The following is a 16255-nucleotide window of genomic DNA, read 5'->3' on the forward strand; positions in this document are numbered from 1 at the left end:
GCATTCAGTTTCGGCCGCCCACGCCCACGGCGCCCCTCTCCTCCGGCCGTAAATGCCTCCGATCAGGACAAGCCTTCCGGTCCCGCGGCTCGTCTACCGTGTCGCGCGGAGATCCCCGAATACCCCGACGCAATCACCTCCGCTGATATCGGTCACTTGCAGACGCAGCCGCAATGGCTTGTCGAATTCGAGATGGATCGGAACCGTGGCGCCGAGTTTCACAGTGACGTCGGTGAGGAGCGTCCCGTCGGCGTAGATCTGGAACTGCATGGCGATATCACTGGGTGTCGAGTCGTCGCGCACGCCTATCACTCCGTCGAGCCGAGTGAACTTGCGGCCGAGGTCGTATTCGACGAAAGCCAGCTCCTTGTAATAGGGATCGAGCATGACCGACCGACTGTAGGAAGTTCCCGACACCTTGCTCGGCCCGGTATCCAGATCCGAATACTTGCCGCCGGACAATGTCTTGAAGTCCATCAAATACTGCACAGCGTCGGTGCTCACATCCGACAGGGCGCCGGATGTGGGAGTGGTCGCCGTCTTCGAAACCGAGGTGGCCGTGCCGGATTGGGGTGCACTCGGCAGGCCGGCGGCCGAGGTCGCGACACTCGGGCTCGGTGCGACCGCGGTAGCGGGCGCCGCCGCTCGTCCCGCCGGGGTAGGCGACTGCTGCGTGACCAGCACCACGACCGCGCCGATCAGCACGACGCAGACAATCCCCAGCGCGGCAGCCGCAAGCAACCAGGGGTTGCGTCGAGCACTCGCAGGCGCGGGTAGATCCGCGAAAACGATATCCAGATCCGCTTGGGTGACCGCACTGGCGATCTTCTGCGACCTCAGATCGAATTCTCGGTAATCAATACGACCAGCCGCCTGATGTTCGTTGAGAAGCGCCAGGGCGCGATCCCTTTCGACCGTGCCTATCCGTGGAGCCATATTCTCTTCCATTGTCGGCAGTGTAGTGCATCCGCACACTTGTGTTGGAAATTTGCTGCAACAGTGCGGCTTTCGAACCAATTGGGACACAAGGAATTCCGTGAACCCGACTCGGCCCATTTAGTTGTTCGAACGAAGTTATGACCTGAATCGCCTTTTTCGTATGCGGAGAAGGTGCGCCTGGATCAGGCGGAGCTGATGCGCTCGAACGGGATTCGGTCGATGTGATGCCGCCGATGCGGGCAGGCTCTCCGCCCCCTCACCGTCTACGTCCGGGCGGCGCCGTGCAGTGCACCCGGGGTCGTCCCCACGCATTCTTGGCGTCCTGAGATTTTCTCGTGTCGAACAACGTCAGCCGCACCACACCGGAGAGATCGATGTCGACCTCCCGGGCGGCATCCGTCATGGACATCTCGTCGGCGAAGACCTCGCGATCGTCAGCCTTGACCACGAAGCGACCCACACCGGCGGAAGACGCGGACTCGGCATCCTTGCCGATCCACACCGAGAAGCGATCACATTTGCCGCCGACCATCCAGGTCGCGCGGTTCATGGGGTCGGACGAACTGGATGGGTAGTAACCGACGATACTGCTCGGGAAGCTCGCCGAACCGATGCGAACCGGATCGACCGGGTCGAATCCGTTGTTCCAGGCCACGGACTGGTACGCGGTGAGCTCGTACCAGCCGTCCGAGGGCGTCGGGCCATCGGAGTTCGTCGCGCCCGCACTGGGCACACCCGCCGAACTCGGCACCGATGTCTTCGGCGCCGAAGAAGTGGCACTCGTCGAAGGTGCGACGGAAGTGGTGGTTGCGGGCGAAGTTCCGGGGAGCAGCGCCTCCTTGTCCGCCGGAGTCGCCGATGGTGACGCCGAGGCATCCGATGCGAGCCGTTCCAGGAACGACAGCGCGCCGTCGGCATTCGACAGAGCGACGACCGCCAAGGCCAGCACCGTTGTTGCGGCCAGCCACCGCGATCGCTTCTCTTTGGTGAAATCCAAGGCAGGCTCCAGTCCTGATCGAATGGCGGTAGTGGTCCCCAGTCGCGGCAGTAGTGCCGACGTCGCAGTTTCGGGCTCAATCGATACGCGAGTATTCGTCGATTCGCAACCGAAAGGCGAATTGTCCGGGACGTCGGACCTCACGTCCGAATGCCGCTCGTGCAATGAGAATCCGAGCGGTCGGCTTTGTTTCACTGCATGCTCGAAGTATCCACGGCAAGCGGGATGCGCTACGGTCGCTGGACCGCGGACCGATTATTGGTCCAACGTCCAACCCAACTTCTGTTGTTCGGCTTTGAGCCGTCCGAAAGTGTCGCGCACATACTGCACGTATGCCGCGCCGGGATGCGGCACCAGGGGATGCACGTACACGCTGTCGGATTCGGCCGCCAGTTGCACCTCGACGGCCGCGACGTGCGAACAGAAATTGAGCAGCGGTTCGGGCACTTCGTATTCCGGTACGAGATCGGCGTGTTCGACGATCAGATCGCGCATCGCCCTGTTCACCGGCATCAAGGCGTGGTCACGCCACCGCCGCCAACTGTCGGTGGCGAGATCCGGACGGCGGCGGGCCGAGGCTGGTAGATGTGATTCGCGCAATTTCTCCCATATTTGCTCGTTGATATCGACCATCACGTGCAGCGGCCCGTAGAGCTCACGAATCTGCCTGCTCACCCTGCGTAGTCGCGCCTGCCTGCGCTCTTGCGCGATCTGGCCGCGCTGGTTCAGCAAGTAGGCGAGGCCGGCGACCGCGACGGTCGTCACGGCCGTGATGAGCGCGGCAACCGTGCTCACACGACCCCGCGGGTTCGGCGAACTGGGCTCTGCCCGTCACTTCGAACGAACGAGACTACCGGCATGCGCTGACTCTCCCTGTCGTACAGCAATACTCGAGGCTCCACGGGCGCCGACACCGATGTGGTGGAGCGAGGCGAGCTCGACCCGGGTTGCGCCGTCGCGAAGAACGGATCCAGGATATTTCTGCTGTGGCCGTTTTCGGATGCCGCTGTCGTTCAGACGATTACAGACAATTCCAGCGCGTGCCGCCGATGAGATCGCCGAATTCCCTACCCTCGATCGAACGAGCCTTGCGGATGCGCGGTAGCCGTCGGCGTGGCATCGCATCCGCGATCGTCGCGAGACTCGACGGCGTCTGCTCGAGCCGCGATCTCCGTCACGCGGGCGGTGTCGCGCACCTGGGTGAACATGACGATCGCGGTACGCCAGTGTTGTTGTGCGACTGTCCATTCCCCCGGGCGGCAGCAACCTTCCCGAGCCCATCGTGGCCACGAGCCTGCTCGACGAGACTGCCCGCCGCGTGCCCGAGGACGGTGGCGCGGTCGAAGGCTTCGCGCGCGTCTACGAGATCGTCCAGGACCAGATAGGCGTCGCCGAGCACGTTCAAGGTCATGGCCTCGTCGACGAAGAGATTGAATGTCCTGAACATCTCCAACGCCTCCAGGAGTCGCGGCACGGCGTCGAGGCACTTGCCGAGACTCACCTCGATGAGCGCGGTGTCGCGCAGCAGGATGGCCTTGTTGCGGGGAGCGCCGTGTATGTCGACGAATTCGAGTGCGCGGATACTAAGTCTCAGCGCCTCTTCGAACTTCCGCCGGTGCACGTGCACCCACGCCTGGTGGGCGAGCGCGGTGTGTTCGCCGTGTCGGTCACCGAGACGCACGAACAATGCCCGGGCCCGCTCGTACAGCACCGCGGCCGCCGTGTGGTCACCGGTGGTCATGAGGGCGAGACCGAGATTGTTGCAGGTGACGGCCTCCGCATACTGGTTGTCCGTCCGCACCGCGGCCGCCGCGGCCAGGCGATGGGTCTCGGTCCACAGCTCGATGTCGTTGATGATGAACGCGAATCCCCGCACCGCGAAGGCGATCTGCCAGCATTGTTCGTCGAGGCCGTGCTCGAAGGCTACGCGCGCCGCGGCGGCCAGATTGTCACGCTCGGTGGTCATCGCCCGCACGGCCTCCGGGTAAGTCGATGCCGTTTCGGGGATGCGAGGCGAGCGCGGCGCCATCTTCAAGCGGTGCCGATACGGTGTCAGGACCCGGTCCGCGGCATCGGCGAACACGGTGTAGTGGTCGACGAGGCGGGTGATGGCCTCGGTCGAGGTCACCGCGTCGCAGCGGGCGGCGGCGCGGCGTTGCGCGAAGGCGCGCAACAGGTCGTGGAATCGGTACCGTCCCGGCGCGGATGCTTCGAGCAGACTCACCTCGACCAGCGTGCGCAGGTGTCGCCACATGGCCGGGGGTTCGATGCCCACGAGTGCCGCCGCGCTCTCGATGTCGAAACTCGGTCCCGGGTGCAGGCCGAGCAGCGTGAATGCCTGCGCGGAATCGGGTGGCAGGCGGCCCACGGAGTATTCGAACAGCGTCTCGACATCACGATCGCCGTCGTGCAGCATCTCCAGATCGACTCTGGTCTCGCCGCTTCCGGCCGGAGCCGTTGGCCACATCTCGCTGCGCAGGATCGCCGAGGCGATCCTGACGGCGACGGGCAGACCATGGCACTGCCTCGCGATCGCCGCGCGCTGTTCGGGATTCGGTGCACGCTCGACCGGAAGCCCGCTCGTCAGGCGATCCAGCAGAGCCTCCGAATCCGAATCCGCCAGTCGCGCGATCTGTACTCGGTCGACATCGTCGAGGCCGTTGAGCGTGCTGCGACTCGTGACGAGTATCGCGGACGCACCCGCGGCGGGCAGCAGCGGCGCGACATGGGCGGAATCCAGGACATTGTCGAGCACCACGAGATAGCTTCCCGCACAGAGCTTGTCACGCAACAGTGCCAGCCGTGAATCCGGCGGGGCGGGAACGGACTCGGGAGCGACGCCCATCTGCCGCAGGAGCGCGCCCGCGGCTACCTCGGGCGCCACGACCGGCGCGGCGGCGTAACCGTGCAGGTCCACGAACAGGCAGCCGTCGGGGAACCGGGGAAGCAGAACACGGGCCGCGCGAACCGCGAGAGCGGTCTTACCGACACCGCCGAGACCCGACAGTACACAGACCGCACCGCCGTCTCGATCACCCGATATCGCGATCACCCGGTCGAGTTCGCGCTCTCGGCCGTGCAGGACCGCGATGTCGCGCGGCAGGTCGGGATGCTGCGGCACTTCCCGCATCGGCGCCTCGGCACGCACGTGCTCGCCTCGACGCGCGATGTCGATCGCGTCACGCAGGTCGATCAGCCGCTTGGCATCGCTGCCGGAAATATGCAACTTCTGGAGCAACCTGTCGAATATCTCGGTCTGCGGCAGTGTCGTGCCGTTCAGGTAGGCGTAGACACTGCCGGGAGATAGATTGAGCTGCTCCGCCATTCGCGCGCGACTCACGCGCCCGTGCTTCTTTTCAGCGCGTAGGGCGGCAGCGCTCAACTCGTCGATGAACGGCTTCATCTCCGGGTGCGCTCTCCGTTTGCCGCCCACTGTCACCCTCCTGCTCGGACCACACAGCACCTTCAGGGTGTTCGAGCACTTTTCAGGGCCCCGGGCGCCACACGCGTCGATTGTGCTGGAGTGAGGCCTTCGTAGTCCACCGAAGGAATGAACATGTCCGATGCGATGAATCAGCCGAGATCCACGGAACACTCGCCCTTCGACGGCACGACGTCGAGGCAGGCTCCCGATCCGACCGGTCCGCACGAACCGGCGGGCACCCGAAACCACCGCCGCCCGTACGGCCTGGTAATCGATATCGACGGACGAATTCTCTTGGCGGACAACGCAGAGGAGATTCGCGACCGCCGGTTCTCACAGGTCACCGCCGAGATGTTCCGCGCGCCTGTCCCGATCCGTGCCGCCGCCGAGACAGGCAGACTTCGGCTACCTCGCACGGCCGCGTGAGCGGAATGTTTCGCCACATCTCCATCGTCGACTCCGTCCTCGCCTCGATCGACCAGCATGTCGCCGCCCACCCACCGGAACGCGGCGGCGGACTGCTCGGACCGTTGGGACTTCCGCTGATCGCGTCGTTCCTTCCGGACTCGAACGCGATATCGACGGCTACGACCTTCCGCGCCTCACCCCTATTTCAGCGGATGCTCAGCCGCATCGAGGAGGCCGAGCCCAACCTCGAACTGAAGGGGATCGTCCACTCGCATGCCGAAGGCGTGGACCATCCCTCGCGGGGTGACGCCGCGGCCTTCGCCGACAGTCTCCGCTTGACTCCGTGGCTCGGACGGTTCGTCAACCCCATTGTCACGAACCAGAATCGGCGAACAGAAGACCACCAGGTGCTACTGCCCAACGGCCTCATGTCGGTCTTCGTCTCGGAGCTGACGCCGCAGGGTTCGGTCGACGTCCGTCCCGCCCGAGTACAGATCCTGCCGGTGGGTCGCGATTGCGCGAAACTCGCGACGGCACTCGGCGCGCAGGCTTTCACGCCGAGCACCGTCGATGTCGAGGGGGTCGGGTATGTCTCGGTTGTCTTGCGCACGGTCGGACTGGAGCTGAAGCTGTTGTTTCCGTTGCTGTATCCGATCCAGGCCCCGATCGTACTGGCCGAACGGACCGACGAATTCGACAGCAGGACATCGACATTGCTGCACCGCTTCGGCGTCGAACACCGGAACGACCGCATCCTTCCGCTGCCCCTCACCTGGGATCTGAACGTTCCCGCGGAATCCCGGTTGGCGCGAGCACTGCACGCCGCGCCGAATCCGGTGCGGTGATTTCGTGGCGCAATGCGGTCCGGAAGACCGATGTGGTCGCCTACCATACTGGGCCATCACCGAATTCGGGCCGCGCACAGGTCGGCGATGCGGAAGCGGCAGTGCACTCGTAACCCTGCCCGATGAAACACATTCGGGGCATCGATCGGAAAGGACGATATGAGAGGCGGGAAACCCATGACACCGACAAGGGCTGTTGAGCAGCCCACGACGCTCCAGTGAGCACGGAGCAGGATGCATCCGCGCGGGCGGCTTCGGACAACGAAGCCCCTCGGGTGTTTGTCTCCTATTCTCACGACTCCCCCGAGCACAAAGAACTCGTTCGCCAGTTCTGTACGTTCCTGCGCAGCGAGGCAGGCGTCGATGTCCGGCTCGACGCTTGGGACGACTACGAGCGCCGCGACTGGTCGCTGTGGGCGATCGACCAACTCTCCGCGGCCGATTTCGTCGTGGTCATCGCCTCCCCCGCCTACAAACGCCGCGCGGACGGCACCGCCGCGGCAGACGAGGGTCGAGGCGCGCAGTTCGAGGCGGCGATCATCCGTGACGGTCTCACCAGAAACTTGCGCGGGGAAACCCGACGCATCCTCCCGGTCGTGCTCCCAGGCCGCTCGGTCGACGAGATTCCAGTGTTCCTGGCCGCGCATTCCACAACCCATTACGAGATCAGCGAATTCACGACAGAAGGCATCAACGATCTGCTCGCGGCATTCAGCGGAGTCTCCGAACACGCCGCGCCGCCCCGCGGCAAATACGTCGGCCCGCAGTTCGGCGCCCGGCCGACCGAATCGCCGGATTCGAGCAGTACACCGCGTAAACGCAAGGCACGACTGCTCACCGACGCGCTCGAACCCCTCACGCGCGGCGCGGATCTACGGATCACCGGAGCCGATCTGAACGGCATCCACTACGGCAACAGCATCGTGCACCGCTGCGCGAACTTCTGCAGCGATGCGCGCAGTCCGATCGAGTACAACCTGCGCCGATCGTTTCGCGAGTTCGAAACAGTGGTCGGAATCCTGGACGACGCCGCGGATCCACGGCAGACCGGCTACTTCCAGGTCTTCCTCGACGGCGAAGCACAAAAACAGGTCGAGGTCGCCTACGGCGAGCCGGCGAAGATCCGCTACGACGTGAGCGATGTCCTGCGATTGCGCCTGGTCGCCTATCGACCGGACACGCTCGACAATCCGATGCTGGCCGGAGCGATGGCGGCTGTCGGACGTTCCGGCAGACTGCCTGCCCTCGCGTGGGGAAACCCGACCCTGTTCACCTAAGGCCGATCGGCCGTCCTGTAGATCCCGAAACACACCGCCTTTCAGAGGGAGTCGACCATCGCGGCGACTCCCTCTGCGGCTTTGCCCGACCGATCTCGCGATCCGCGAGGCGGCGTGGCCACCGGTGATCGGCGCAGCTCTCGCCGCGTCTTCCAGCAACGTTCAATACGCTCCAGCATTTCTTGGCTACGGACCGGCACACAGCCGAGGCCGTGCATGCTCGATCCGACGACGCCGTGGCGCCGTCACGAGAAGGTCCGGCCGATTCGGGTGCGGGCGGGGTGTACCCGAATCGGTGCCCGCCACCCATCGGAATCAGCTCCGGGACAGCTGATCTCAGGACCTGATGCCGCCCGCGGCCGGGTGCCGAGACGTCGAGACGAGCCGAAGTGCCGGCGCGACGACGCGCGCACCCACTCCGCACAGGGACTCACACAGGTCGATGCGGTGTCGAAAGCGATTTCGGATATGAGAGAGGTTGTCGGATGCGAGTTGTCAACGCGTTGTTCGTAGCGGTTTTCGGAATCATGATCTGTATAGCCGGATTCAACTACTACGGTTTCGGCGCGATCGTCCTGGTTGTTCTGGGACTGTTGTCCATCGGGTACGGAGGCTATATCGCGTTCTCGCGTGGCACATATTTCATGACGGATTGGTTCTATGCGCTCCCCATCGTCGGCGGGCTCATTCTCTTCGCCGGCCTCGACCACTGACAGGGAGTGGACAACACCATGAGATTCCGATCCGTTCTGCCGGTAGCGGCAGGCGTCCTGCTGGTCCTGGCACCCGTCTCGTGCGGGCAGGATCCCAAGGATGTGACCTGTTCGGACTTCGCCGCGATGAGTTACGAGGATCAGAACGACACCCTCGACGACCTGCTGTCCGACCACGGCCTGGACACACTGTCCGTGTCCAACACCATCGGTGTGCGCAAACAAGTGGATTCCTACTGCGGGACATTCGGATTCAGCAAGGAGACCGGAGGCAAGGCCGGACGCAACGGCACGCAGTCGATCGACAACGCCGTCGACTGGGACTCCAACACATGGGGCTGAGCTCACCGGCCGCGGACCACTGCGGCCGGATTCTCTCTTCGGGAAAGGTGAACCTGCAATGACCGTGGAAGTCGCCGTCGCCATGTTGATCGCATGGGCGGTCGGCAAGGCCAACCGCGTCGGAACACAGATCAACGGACTCACCGACGAGACACTGGACCTCGCGGTGAATCGAGTACGAAATGCGGTCGTCTTCAAGCTCGGCGACGACGCAGCCGTGCGACGACTGTTGGAGGAGGCCCGGGCGACGAACGGTTCGGTGTCGTCGGTGACGCAAATTGCCGCCGAACGGTCGATTGCGGCGGCGATCGCGGACGACAGCCGCTTCGCCGCCGAACTCGCGCGAGTGACAGCGACGCCGACCGCGCCCGGTACGGTGTCGATGAACAACTCCGGCAATTTCGCCGGGGTGATGGGCGATATCCACAGCACCGGTCCGGTGAATGTCACGAGCAAAATCGTCAATCAGGCCAAGAACCACCCCGTTCTCGCGGCATTCGTCGTCGTCGGCGCGGTCGCGCTTCTCGGCTTCTCGGCCGACCGGCTGATGGGCGGCGCGACGGATTCGCTGTCTTCCCCCGGCGGGGCGGCAGGCAACAGCGGCGGATCGAGCTCACTCTCGGGCGGGGACGAATCGGTGGGCTCCCGTGCCATAGTCGGCACCTGGACCGCATCCGACGGCACCGGAACGAAAACGTTCAATTCCGACGGCGGCAGTTGCGACGGCTTCTTCTACAGCAACGGCGAACCGCTCGACATCGGCGGCCCGATGACGTGCTCGATCTCGAGCAAACCCGACGCGCAGGGCCGATACACGCTGGTCGTGACGCAGAGCCCCAATCGCGCCAGCTACCGCGTCGAGTTCACCGACACCGACCATGCCTCCGTCTTCGACGCGTCCGGGTCGAAACTCTATGAGCTCGAACGTTTCTGACCGAGCTCACGGACCCCCGGTTCGATGGCGCCCCTGCTGTCAGATCGGCTAGGGCCCTCGCCGGAAACGGCTGTTGGCCAACGCGTTTCAGCGCCCAGTCGGCGGCGCGGGGTTCCCGCCGCCCGAGGCGGGCGACGATCACGGTGGCTACACCGCCGACATGAGGTCGGTGGGGTCGGTGTTGGCGCCGTAGAGGACGAAGGCGATGCGTTCGCCATGGTGCGAGCGGGACCTGCCCGCGCGCACGGCCGCCAGACCGGTGGCCGCGCCGTGTTCGACGGCGATGCGGTGGCGGTTCCAGAGCAGGCGGCGGGTCGCGATGATGGCGGGGTCGTCGACGGTGACCGAAGGTACGTCGGCGGCTCGGGCCCGCGCCAAGGGCCGCAGACCCGGAGTGCGCCAAGGGAATCGGCTGTGAAACCGAGCGGCCGGACGTCCGCAGGCCGCGAGACAACGAGAGTCCGCGGCCTGCGTTCGCCCGGCTCGGCGGTGCGGCCGACTTCTATCCCAGCACCGGGTAGTTCGCCCGGATCACTCCGCGCGGATCTCGCGCCCGCTTGATCTCGCCCAGCCTGGCCAGCGTCCCCGCGTCGAACGCGCTCGCCGCGGTCTCCTCCGGGGTGAGGAAGGTGTAGGGCTTGCGGCCGCTGATGCTGCCGCCGAGCGCGTCGACGATCTCGCGACGGCGGCCCTTGACCGCGTCGGCGAGATGCGGAAGACCCAGGCCGAGCAGGTACAGCAGGTAGGGCTCGGCGACGGGACCGCATGCACCGCCGTCGGGACCGGTTTCGGCCAATGCGCCGCCGAGGTGGCGGATCTGGATGTCGACCAGCGGGGCGACCGGTCCTTCCAGCACCGTCTTCACGACCGCGTCGTCGAGGGCGGTGAGCAGTTCGGCGCGGGACAGCGAAGGGCTGGGATCGGTGGGTTCGGCGGTGATGGCGCCGAGATCGGCCACCGCCAGCGCGCCGCGGGTGTCGGTGACCGCGCCGCCGATCGCGTCCAGCGCGGCGAGCAGTTCCCGCCCTGCATCCGGGTCGCCCAGGTAGGCGGCGTCCAGCCCGACCATCGGCGGTGCGTCCGGGAACTGGAAACGGTGGAACCACACCGACAGTTCCGCGGGCGCGGACGCGGTGATCTCCTCGAAGAGCGCGAACACCTCCGCGGTGCGGGTACCCGGCCACATCACCCGGCCGCCGTACAGTCCCGGCGCCGGGAACAGCTCGAACTCCAGTCCGGTCACGATGGCGAAGTCACCGCCACCGCCGCGCAGCGCCCAGAACAGCTCCGGATCGTTCTCGGCCGTCACCCGCGCCGCGGCGCCGGTCGCGTCGACGATGTCGAAGGCGCGCACCGCATTCGAGGCCCAGCCGTACTTGCGACCGAACCAGCTCAGACCGCCGCCGAGCGTGTAGCCGCTCACTCCGACCACCGGATTGCTGCCCGCCAGTCCGGTGAGCCCGCGCGCACCGGCCGCGGCCTGCACGGCACCCCAGTTCGCGCCCGCGCCGACCTTCGCGATCCGCCGTTGGGCATCGATCTCGACGCCGTCGAGCCGCCCGGTGCGCAGCAGGATCGCCTCCGAGATCCCACCCGCCGCACCGTGACCGGTCGGCTGCGCCACCACCGGCACCCCCGCCCGCGCCGCATAAGTGACGACGGCGGCCACGTCGGCGACGTCGGCGGCCTCCACCACCGCGGCTACCGGCTGAACGACCGTCACATTCCACGGCCGTGCGGCGCCGTCGAAGCCCTCGTCGCCGGGCAGCAGCACCCGGCCACGCATCGTGTCGCGCAGAGCATCGAAAGACATTGCTGCTTCCTAACTTTCAGTCGTACACACAAATGTGGGGCGCGATCGCCTTTGTCCGCGCCCACCGGAATTACGCGCGCCGGAACTTCAGCGCGAGGGGCAACGGCTTCGGGTCGCGCTGGGCCGGGGCGCGCAGCGCCCAAGAGGCCAGCGTCAGTCCCGCGAAAACCAGCGGGGACACCACCTTCGCGGTCGGATCACCGACCGCGAGATGCGAGGCGGCCGCACCGGCGTAGACGAAGAACAATCCGGCGTAGGCCCATTCCTTCAGTCGCGGGAATCCCGGCGTCACCACGGCGACGACCGCGGCCACCTTGGCCGCGCCGAGAATCGTCGCGAAGTACATCGGGTAGCGCAGCCCGGCGAAGGTCTCCTCGACGTACGGGATGCGGGCCAGATCCCAGTACGCGCCCACCACCGACTCGGTCAGTACCAGGCCGGTGGTCGCGGCGAAGACGGCGAACTTGGTTCGCGATGCCGCGGTGCGGCCCGCCACGGAGTCGATCAGGCTCCGCACGCGGTGTGCCGGAGTCGCGACGGTTGTGTTCATGGTCGGTGTTCCTTTTGGATTGTGTTCGGGTGGGCGGCCGCCCGGTACCGATATGACGACGCCGGGCTGAAAACTGTGACAGCGGGCCGCGGTTCAGGCCTGCTCGCCGCGGTGGTAGACGCCGGCGACGAACCCGGGGACATTGTTGGACTCGCAGTAGGCGGAAACCTGCTCGCGGAGCTGGACTTCGACGTTGCGCAGTGGGTTGTAGTTCATGCGAACGATCGTCGAACCTTCCCCTCGGGGCAAGGTCAAGCCCTGAACGTAGGGAGAAAAGAGCTGGTCCCAGCCGAGTCGCGCATCCGTGTACGACGCGTCACCCGGGCGGACGATGTGGCCGGTCAGCGTCGCGGGCGGCATTCCGGGCTTTTACTCGGGTGGTCCGCGGCCGTAAGGCCCGAGACGACGACTGCTCCGACGCCGGCGGCCGCCGACGCCCTGAGCAAGTCACGGCGAGAAAGATCGCTCGAGGTTCAGATCCTCTCAATCGGTCTACGCAGTACCGGGCTGCCAAGGGAATCTTTCCGGGCAGTGTGGTCGACCCATGCACGGTAACGGGATGATGTGGTGGTGTGTCCCGACACACCAATCGAGACATCGTCGTGGCCGCCGATGAGCGTTCGGCCTGGATCGCTCTGGTACATCCCGGGTGGGGACGAGCCACAGTCGGTGGTCCGGCTTTCACTCGAGGACGGGGCGCAGCTCGACCGCCTGAGCCCCCGCTCCGGTGTCTCTGGTGCGATGTGCTGACGGACTGCCGGCACTGTTCCCCGAAGGATCCAACTACGAACGCAGCAGACTCCGTATCCGGCGCTGCAGCCGCATCTACTTCTACGACAGGCTGGGCTCGAGTGGTCAGTGCGTCACCGCCGTGGATGATCATGTTGCGCGGAGGGTGTGGTGCGGTATTACGGGTTGTCGACGCGTGATGACCGCGACACGTAGCTCGCGGACGTCGGCGAAATCGCGCCAGCGGTAACTGATTTCGGTGTGGCGGCGGGTTGGCGAGGGGGCCGGGCAACCATCGGGCTCGGCGATCGTGATGAGCAGGATATGCGCAGGTCGGCAGTGGCTGCGCTCGCACCTGTTCGGCGTGGATGCTGGCCTCTGGTTCGGTTGTGTCCGGTGCTCGGGGCGCGCGTAGGTGAGTTTGTCGAATCGGAGGACCGCGGCAGCCAATCGGTCACGTCGGCCGTAGTGATACAGGCGCCGGTCGTGAGAACTGTCATAGTTCGTCAACGAAACGAAATCTGCACTCGGCCAGATGATCTGGGAGCGGCCGCCAATGAGGGCGGCCCCTACCCGAGGAGACGACATGGCCCAACGTATGTTGCTCGCGGCCGTCGCGGCCACCGCCGCGGTGACCCTCAGTGCGTGTGGCGGTGAGGGCGCGTCCAATGCCGGATCCTCGGCATCGAGCACCGTTTCCAAGACCGTCTCGACCACGGTGCCCACTGTCGAGACGACCGCGCCCGGCGCTGAAACCACCGCGCCCGGCGCTGAGACCACCGCGCCCAGCGCGGAACCCACGGCGCCTGCCACCAAGAGCACCGTTACCTCGGCGGCACCCCAACCTTCGGACACGCCGTCAGCGGACGAACCCTGCGCCATGGTCACTCGCGAGTTTCTGATCACCTCGTTGAGAATGACTGGGACGCCCAAGTATCCGCTGGCAGATCTCCAGCGCGCACGGTGTAGCGGCACCTTCGCCTCGGCGATGAGCTATCCGGAGGGCACCCTGCATCCGGTCATGTATCTGTTCCAGTACTCCGCGTGGAACGGGAACATGCGCTGGCACGTGATCGATGTCGGCGAAGGCCTCGACTGTGTGAACAGGCACGGCGTACCGGCGGCGGCAGGACGTGAAATCGGCTGCGCCGCATAATCGTTATCCATACCTGAGGGCATCGGTGTCGGAATGGCGTTGGCATGGGTGACGACCGAGGTCCCATAAACTGCCGTCGCGACGCCCGCTGAATGGGTTGGGGCTCCCCGACTTCGGAGTCTCCTGCCGGACCCACACGATTTCTCCACACTTGGTAACCGGATCAGACACAACTGGTCGATACATTGACCGCGTGTTCGCTCGTGATACATCGTGGAATCGCTCGAGCCTTTTCGCGTACATATTGCATGTCGTTGCCGTCGGCGCGCTGGCTGTGGCGTGGGTGGCGATCGGGCTCGGACTGTACTCGGAGCCGGGATCGGATCCACGGTTCGAGATCGTCGCGGCGTGCTTCGCCCTTGCCGCAGCGTTCGCGGCAGCCTTCTTGCACTTGTATGGCAACCGATCCGGTCGGACGCGCGCCGCCTCGATTCGAGGCGGAGCAGTGCTGGTAGTTGCCATTCTCGTCGGTGCGGTGGTCACGATTCCGCCGCTGATCGCGGGCAGCGGCACCCCGTCCGGTGTCTTGGCTCGGCTCGTCACCAACCCCCATTGCGGCAGGAACTTGTCGGACTGGACCGACGAGGGCCAGACGACCGTCTACACGGGCGGCGCGACACAGTCGTATCCGCCGAAAAATGTGCCCGACAACGTGTTCGGGGTCGTGGTCACACTGCACAACGGCACCGGCAGCGTCGAAACTACCCCGCCGACCGCGATCTCGTTCCGAGACGAGCTGCCACTACAGTCGGGTCCGCCGGGAACCCAAGTGATGCTGTATCAGCCTGGTACAGGCAACGAGTTCGCGTTTACCCACCTGCGCGCTCCGAATTGCGAGGCTGGCAGTAGCCGGGTGGTTTCGGCGACCTACGAATATGCGGATTACGGCGGAACGAGCACATCTCGGATTCAGGGCACGGTATCTCGTAGCGGCTAACGCGCTGGCAGGGGTGTTCGATAGCCGTCGCTGATCTGAGTGTCCGCATCCGCCTGTCGCGCGGTCGGACAGTCTGTCTGGCACTGGCTGGGTGACATGTCGGTTACACACTCATCAAATGGCCGCTTGCGGGAGGGAGACGACGATGTCACCTCTCCCGACAGCAGCCCCGTGATTCGGCGCGGCGAGAGCACGAATCCTGATGGATCGGTTAGGAGGTGGTGGAGCCGCTGCCGCCGGTCCGCGTACCCGGAACAGGCGCGGACGGATGTCCCCCAGATCGGTCTTCGACCACGTCGCTACCACCAAAGTCGGCAAGCATCCTGTAATGGCGAATCGAGTATGGTGCCGGGTCCCGAGCTGTTGTAACACCTGGTCAATCAGCGCTCGGAGCAGAAAGCCGAGTGGAGAGGAGAGCGATGACTGATCCCTGTTGGCAGCTGGTGGGGGCCGGTGAAGTCATCGGAGTCCTGGCCCAGGACGGCGTCGACATGTTCTGGACAGACTGCCTGTTCGAGCCTGGACCTGGATGGCCGGATCTCGAACCAGTGTTCGCTGCTTCTCGCGACGCCTGGCGTCGCGGCGACTCGAAGGCGGCCGCCGAAGCCGATGCGGCGATTCGGGCGCTGGGGCTTGCCCTCATGCCTATCGACGGCGGGGCGTCACTGACAGGAATTCTGATACGTATCAACGGGGACAAGGCCCGCTTTCGATACTGATCGCACTCTGACGACGCGCGGGCAGGGCGCCGATTGTCCGCTCACGCCGCTGATCGCGCGGGCTGCTCTGGGCCTTGGGAGGCAGAGTCGGCGAAAATGGCCGGGGTGACATTTCCATTAAGAGCACCTATCAGGTTCGGTTGCGGAGTCTTCGCCAGCAGATGAGGGCGGCGGCGAGGTCGAGGAGTCCTTGGTGGATGTCGGTGCGTCGTTCCCAGCGGGTGGCGAGGCGGCGGTACTGGTGCAGCAGGGCAAGGGATTGTTCGACGATCCATCGCCCTGTCACCTTGTCGTGGGTGCCGCGGCGGGGGATGTAGCCGGTGATACGACGTTGCCGCAGTTCGGTATACACGCGCGGATAGTCGTAGCCCTTGTCCGCGATCAGTGCCTTGATCCGGTGGCGAGGCCGACCCGTTCTGCCGCGCAGCGGCCGGACCCGGTCGAGCAACTCCGGCAGCATCAGGTGGTCGTT

18 protein-coding genes and 1 pseudogene are annotated in these 16255 nt (G+C 65.4%); 9 read left to right on the forward strand and 10 right to left on the reverse strand.

Annotated features, from left to right (window positions below; genetic code table 11):
* Nucleotides 1-93 precede the first annotated feature (93 nt).
* The 4 genes from T333_RS30285 to T333_RS30300 all read right to left on the reverse strand — a co-directional run bounded on the left by T333_RS30285 (nt 94) and on the right by T333_RS30300 (nt 5276).
* Nucleotides 94-948, reverse strand: coding sequence for a DUF1707 domain-containing protein (locus T333_RS30285; protein ID WP_496426618.1), 855 nt, complete (start codon nt 946-948; stop codon nt 94-96).
* A 247-nt stretch (nt 949-1195) separates the two neighbouring features.
* Nucleotides 1196-1936, reverse strand: a complete 741-nt coding sequence (locus T333_RS30290) for an NPCBM/NEW2 domain-containing protein (RefSeq protein ID WP_496426619.1) — start codon at nt 1934-1936, stop codon at nt 1196-1198.
* A 255-nt stretch (nt 1937-2191) separates the two neighbouring features.
* Nucleotides 2192-2731: a hypothetical protein gene (locus T333_RS30295; RefSeq protein ID WP_355001458.1), complete on the reverse strand. Its 540-nt coding sequence runs from the start codon at nt 2729-2731 to the stop codon at nt 2192-2194.
* Between the two features lie 379 nt (nt 2732-3110).
* Nucleotides 3111-5276, reverse strand: coding sequence for a hypothetical protein (locus T333_RS30300; RefSeq protein WP_496426620.1), 2166 nt, complete (start codon nt 5274-5276; stop codon nt 3111-3113).
* Between the two features lie 216 nt (nt 5277-5492).
* On the opposite strand from T333_RS30300, the gene T333_RS30305 reads away from it, so the two are divergent.
* The 6 genes from T333_RS30305 (at nt 5493) to T333_RS30330 (ending at nt 9879) form a co-directional block, all read left to right on the forward strand.
* A complete protein-coding gene (locus T333_RS30305) occupies nt 5493-5786 on the forward strand; it encodes a hypothetical protein (protein WP_496426621.1) in 294 nt (97 codons plus the stop codon).
* 5 nt (nt 5787-5791) lie between these two features.
* A complete protein-coding gene (locus T333_RS30310; RefSeq protein ID WP_496426644.1) occupies nt 5792-6613 on the forward strand; it encodes a Mov34/MPN/PAD-1 family protein in 822 nt (273 codons plus the stop codon).
* Nucleotides 6614-6888: 275 nt separating this feature from the next.
* On the forward strand, nt 6889-7890 hold the full coding sequence (locus tag T333_RS30315; protein WP_496426622.1) for an SEFIR domain-containing protein: 1002 nt from the start codon (nt 6889-6891) through the stop codon (nt 7888-7890).
* A 485-nt stretch (nt 7891-8375) separates the two neighbouring features.
* A complete protein-coding gene (locus T333_RS30320) occupies nt 8376-8603 on the forward strand; it encodes a hypothetical protein (RefSeq protein ID WP_355001461.1) in 228 nt (75 codons plus the stop codon).
* Between the two features lie 18 nt (nt 8604-8621).
* A complete protein-coding gene (locus T333_RS30325; RefSeq protein ID WP_355001462.1) occupies nt 8622-8945 on the forward strand; it encodes a hypothetical protein in 324 nt (107 codons plus the stop codon).
* Between the two features lie 259 nt (nt 8946-9204).
* Entirely contained in the window at nt 9205-9879 is a 675-nt protein-coding gene (locus T333_RS30330; protein WP_496426623.1) for a hypothetical protein, read from the forward strand.
* 147 nt (nt 9880-10026) lie between these two features.
* Here T333_RS30330 and T333_RS30335 read toward each other — a convergent pair whose 3' ends face one another.
* The 5 genes and pseudogenes from T333_RS30335 to T333_RS30355 all read right to left on the reverse strand — a co-directional run.
* Nucleotides 10027-10257 (reverse strand): hypothetical protein, encoded by a 231-nt coding sequence (locus T333_RS30335; protein WP_496426624.1) that lies wholly within the window; start codon nt 10255-10257, stop codon nt 10027-10029.
* 124 nt (nt 10258-10381) lie between these two features.
* Complete coding sequence (locus T333_RS30340) at nt 10382-11692, reverse strand: FAD-binding oxidoreductase (protein WP_496426625.1); 1311 nt, start codon at nt 11690-11692, stop codon at nt 10382-10384.
* A 70-nt stretch (nt 11693-11762) separates the two neighbouring features.
* Nucleotides 11763-12242 (reverse strand): DoxX family protein, encoded by a 480-nt coding sequence (locus T333_RS30345; protein ID WP_496426626.1) that lies wholly within the window; start codon nt 12240-12242, stop codon nt 11763-11765.
* Between the two features lie 93 nt (nt 12243-12335).
* Entirely contained in the window at nt 12336-12458 is a 123-nt protein-coding gene (locus tag T333_RS30350; protein ID WP_496426627.1) for a hypothetical protein, read from the reverse strand.
* A 125-nt stretch (nt 12459-12583) separates the two neighbouring features.
* Nucleotides 12584-12700, reverse strand: a pseudogene (locus T333_RS30355) (twin-arginine translocation signal domain-containing protein); the annotation flags it as partial.
* A gap of 857 nt (nt 12701-13557) precedes the next feature.
* On the opposite strand from T333_RS30355, the gene T333_RS30360 reads away from it, so the two are divergent.
* From T333_RS30360 to T333_RS30370, 3 genes are all read left to right on the forward strand, one after another.
* Nucleotides 13558-14127, forward strand: a complete 570-nt coding sequence (locus T333_RS30360) for a hypothetical protein (protein ID WP_496426628.1) — start codon at nt 13558-13560, stop codon at nt 14125-14127.
* A 193-nt stretch (nt 14128-14320) separates the two neighbouring features.
* A complete protein-coding gene (locus T333_RS30365) occupies nt 14321-15064 on the forward strand; it encodes a hypothetical protein (protein WP_496426629.1) in 744 nt (247 codons plus the stop codon).
* A 419-nt stretch (nt 15065-15483) separates the two neighbouring features.
* Nucleotides 15484-15783, forward strand: a complete 300-nt coding sequence (locus tag T333_RS30370; protein WP_496426630.1) for a hypothetical protein — start codon at nt 15484-15486, stop codon at nt 15781-15783.
* Nucleotides 15784-15913: 130 nt separating this feature from the next.
* Here T333_RS30370 and T333_RS30375 read toward each other — a convergent pair.
* Nucleotides 15914-16255: transposase (locus T333_RS30375; RefSeq protein WP_496424749.1), on the reverse strand; the 342-nt coding region annotated here is incomplete at its 5' end.

The organism is Nocardia sp. CNS-044 (assembly GCF_059570515.1).

Bases quoted from the DNA above. Each gene is read 5' to 3' on its own strand.
- T333_RS30285 (WP_496426618.1), bottom strand. From the start codon at position 948: ATGGAAGAGAATATGGCTCCACGGATAGGCACGGTCGAAAGGGATCGC.
- T333_RS30305 (WP_496426621.1), top strand. From the start codon at position 5,493: ATGTCCGATGCGATGAATCAGCCGAGATCCACGGAACACTCGCCCTTC.
- T333_RS30310 (WP_496426644.1), top strand. From the start codon at position 5,792: ATGTTTCGCCACATCTCCATCGTCGACTCCGTCCTCGCCTCGATCGAC.
- T333_RS30320 (WP_355001461.1), top strand. From the start codon at position 8,376: ATGCGAGTTGTCAACGCGTTGTTCGTAGCGGTTTTCGGAATCATGATC.
- T333_RS30325 (WP_355001462.1), top strand. From the start codon at position 8,622: ATGAGATTCCGATCCGTTCTGCCGGTAGCGGCAGGCGTCCTGCTGGTC.
- T333_RS30340 (WP_496426625.1), bottom strand. From the start codon at position 11,692: ATGTCTTTCGATGCTCTGCGCGACACGATGCGTGGCCGGGTGCTGCTG.
- T333_RS30345 (WP_496426626.1), bottom strand. From the start codon at position 12,242: ATGAACACAACCGTCGCGACTCCGGCACACCGCGTGCGGAGCCTGATC.
- T333_RS30350 (WP_496426627.1), bottom strand. From the start codon at position 12,458: ATGAACTACAACCCACTGCGCAACGTCGAAGTCCAGCTCCGCGAGCAG.
- T333_RS30360 (WP_496426628.1), top strand. From the start codon at position 13,558: ATGGCCCAACGTATGTTGCTCGCGGCCGTCGCGGCCACCGCCGCGGTG.
- T333_RS30370 (WP_496426630.1), top strand. From the start codon at position 15,484: ATGACTGATCCCTGTTGGCAGCTGGTGGGGGCCGGTGAAGTCATCGGA.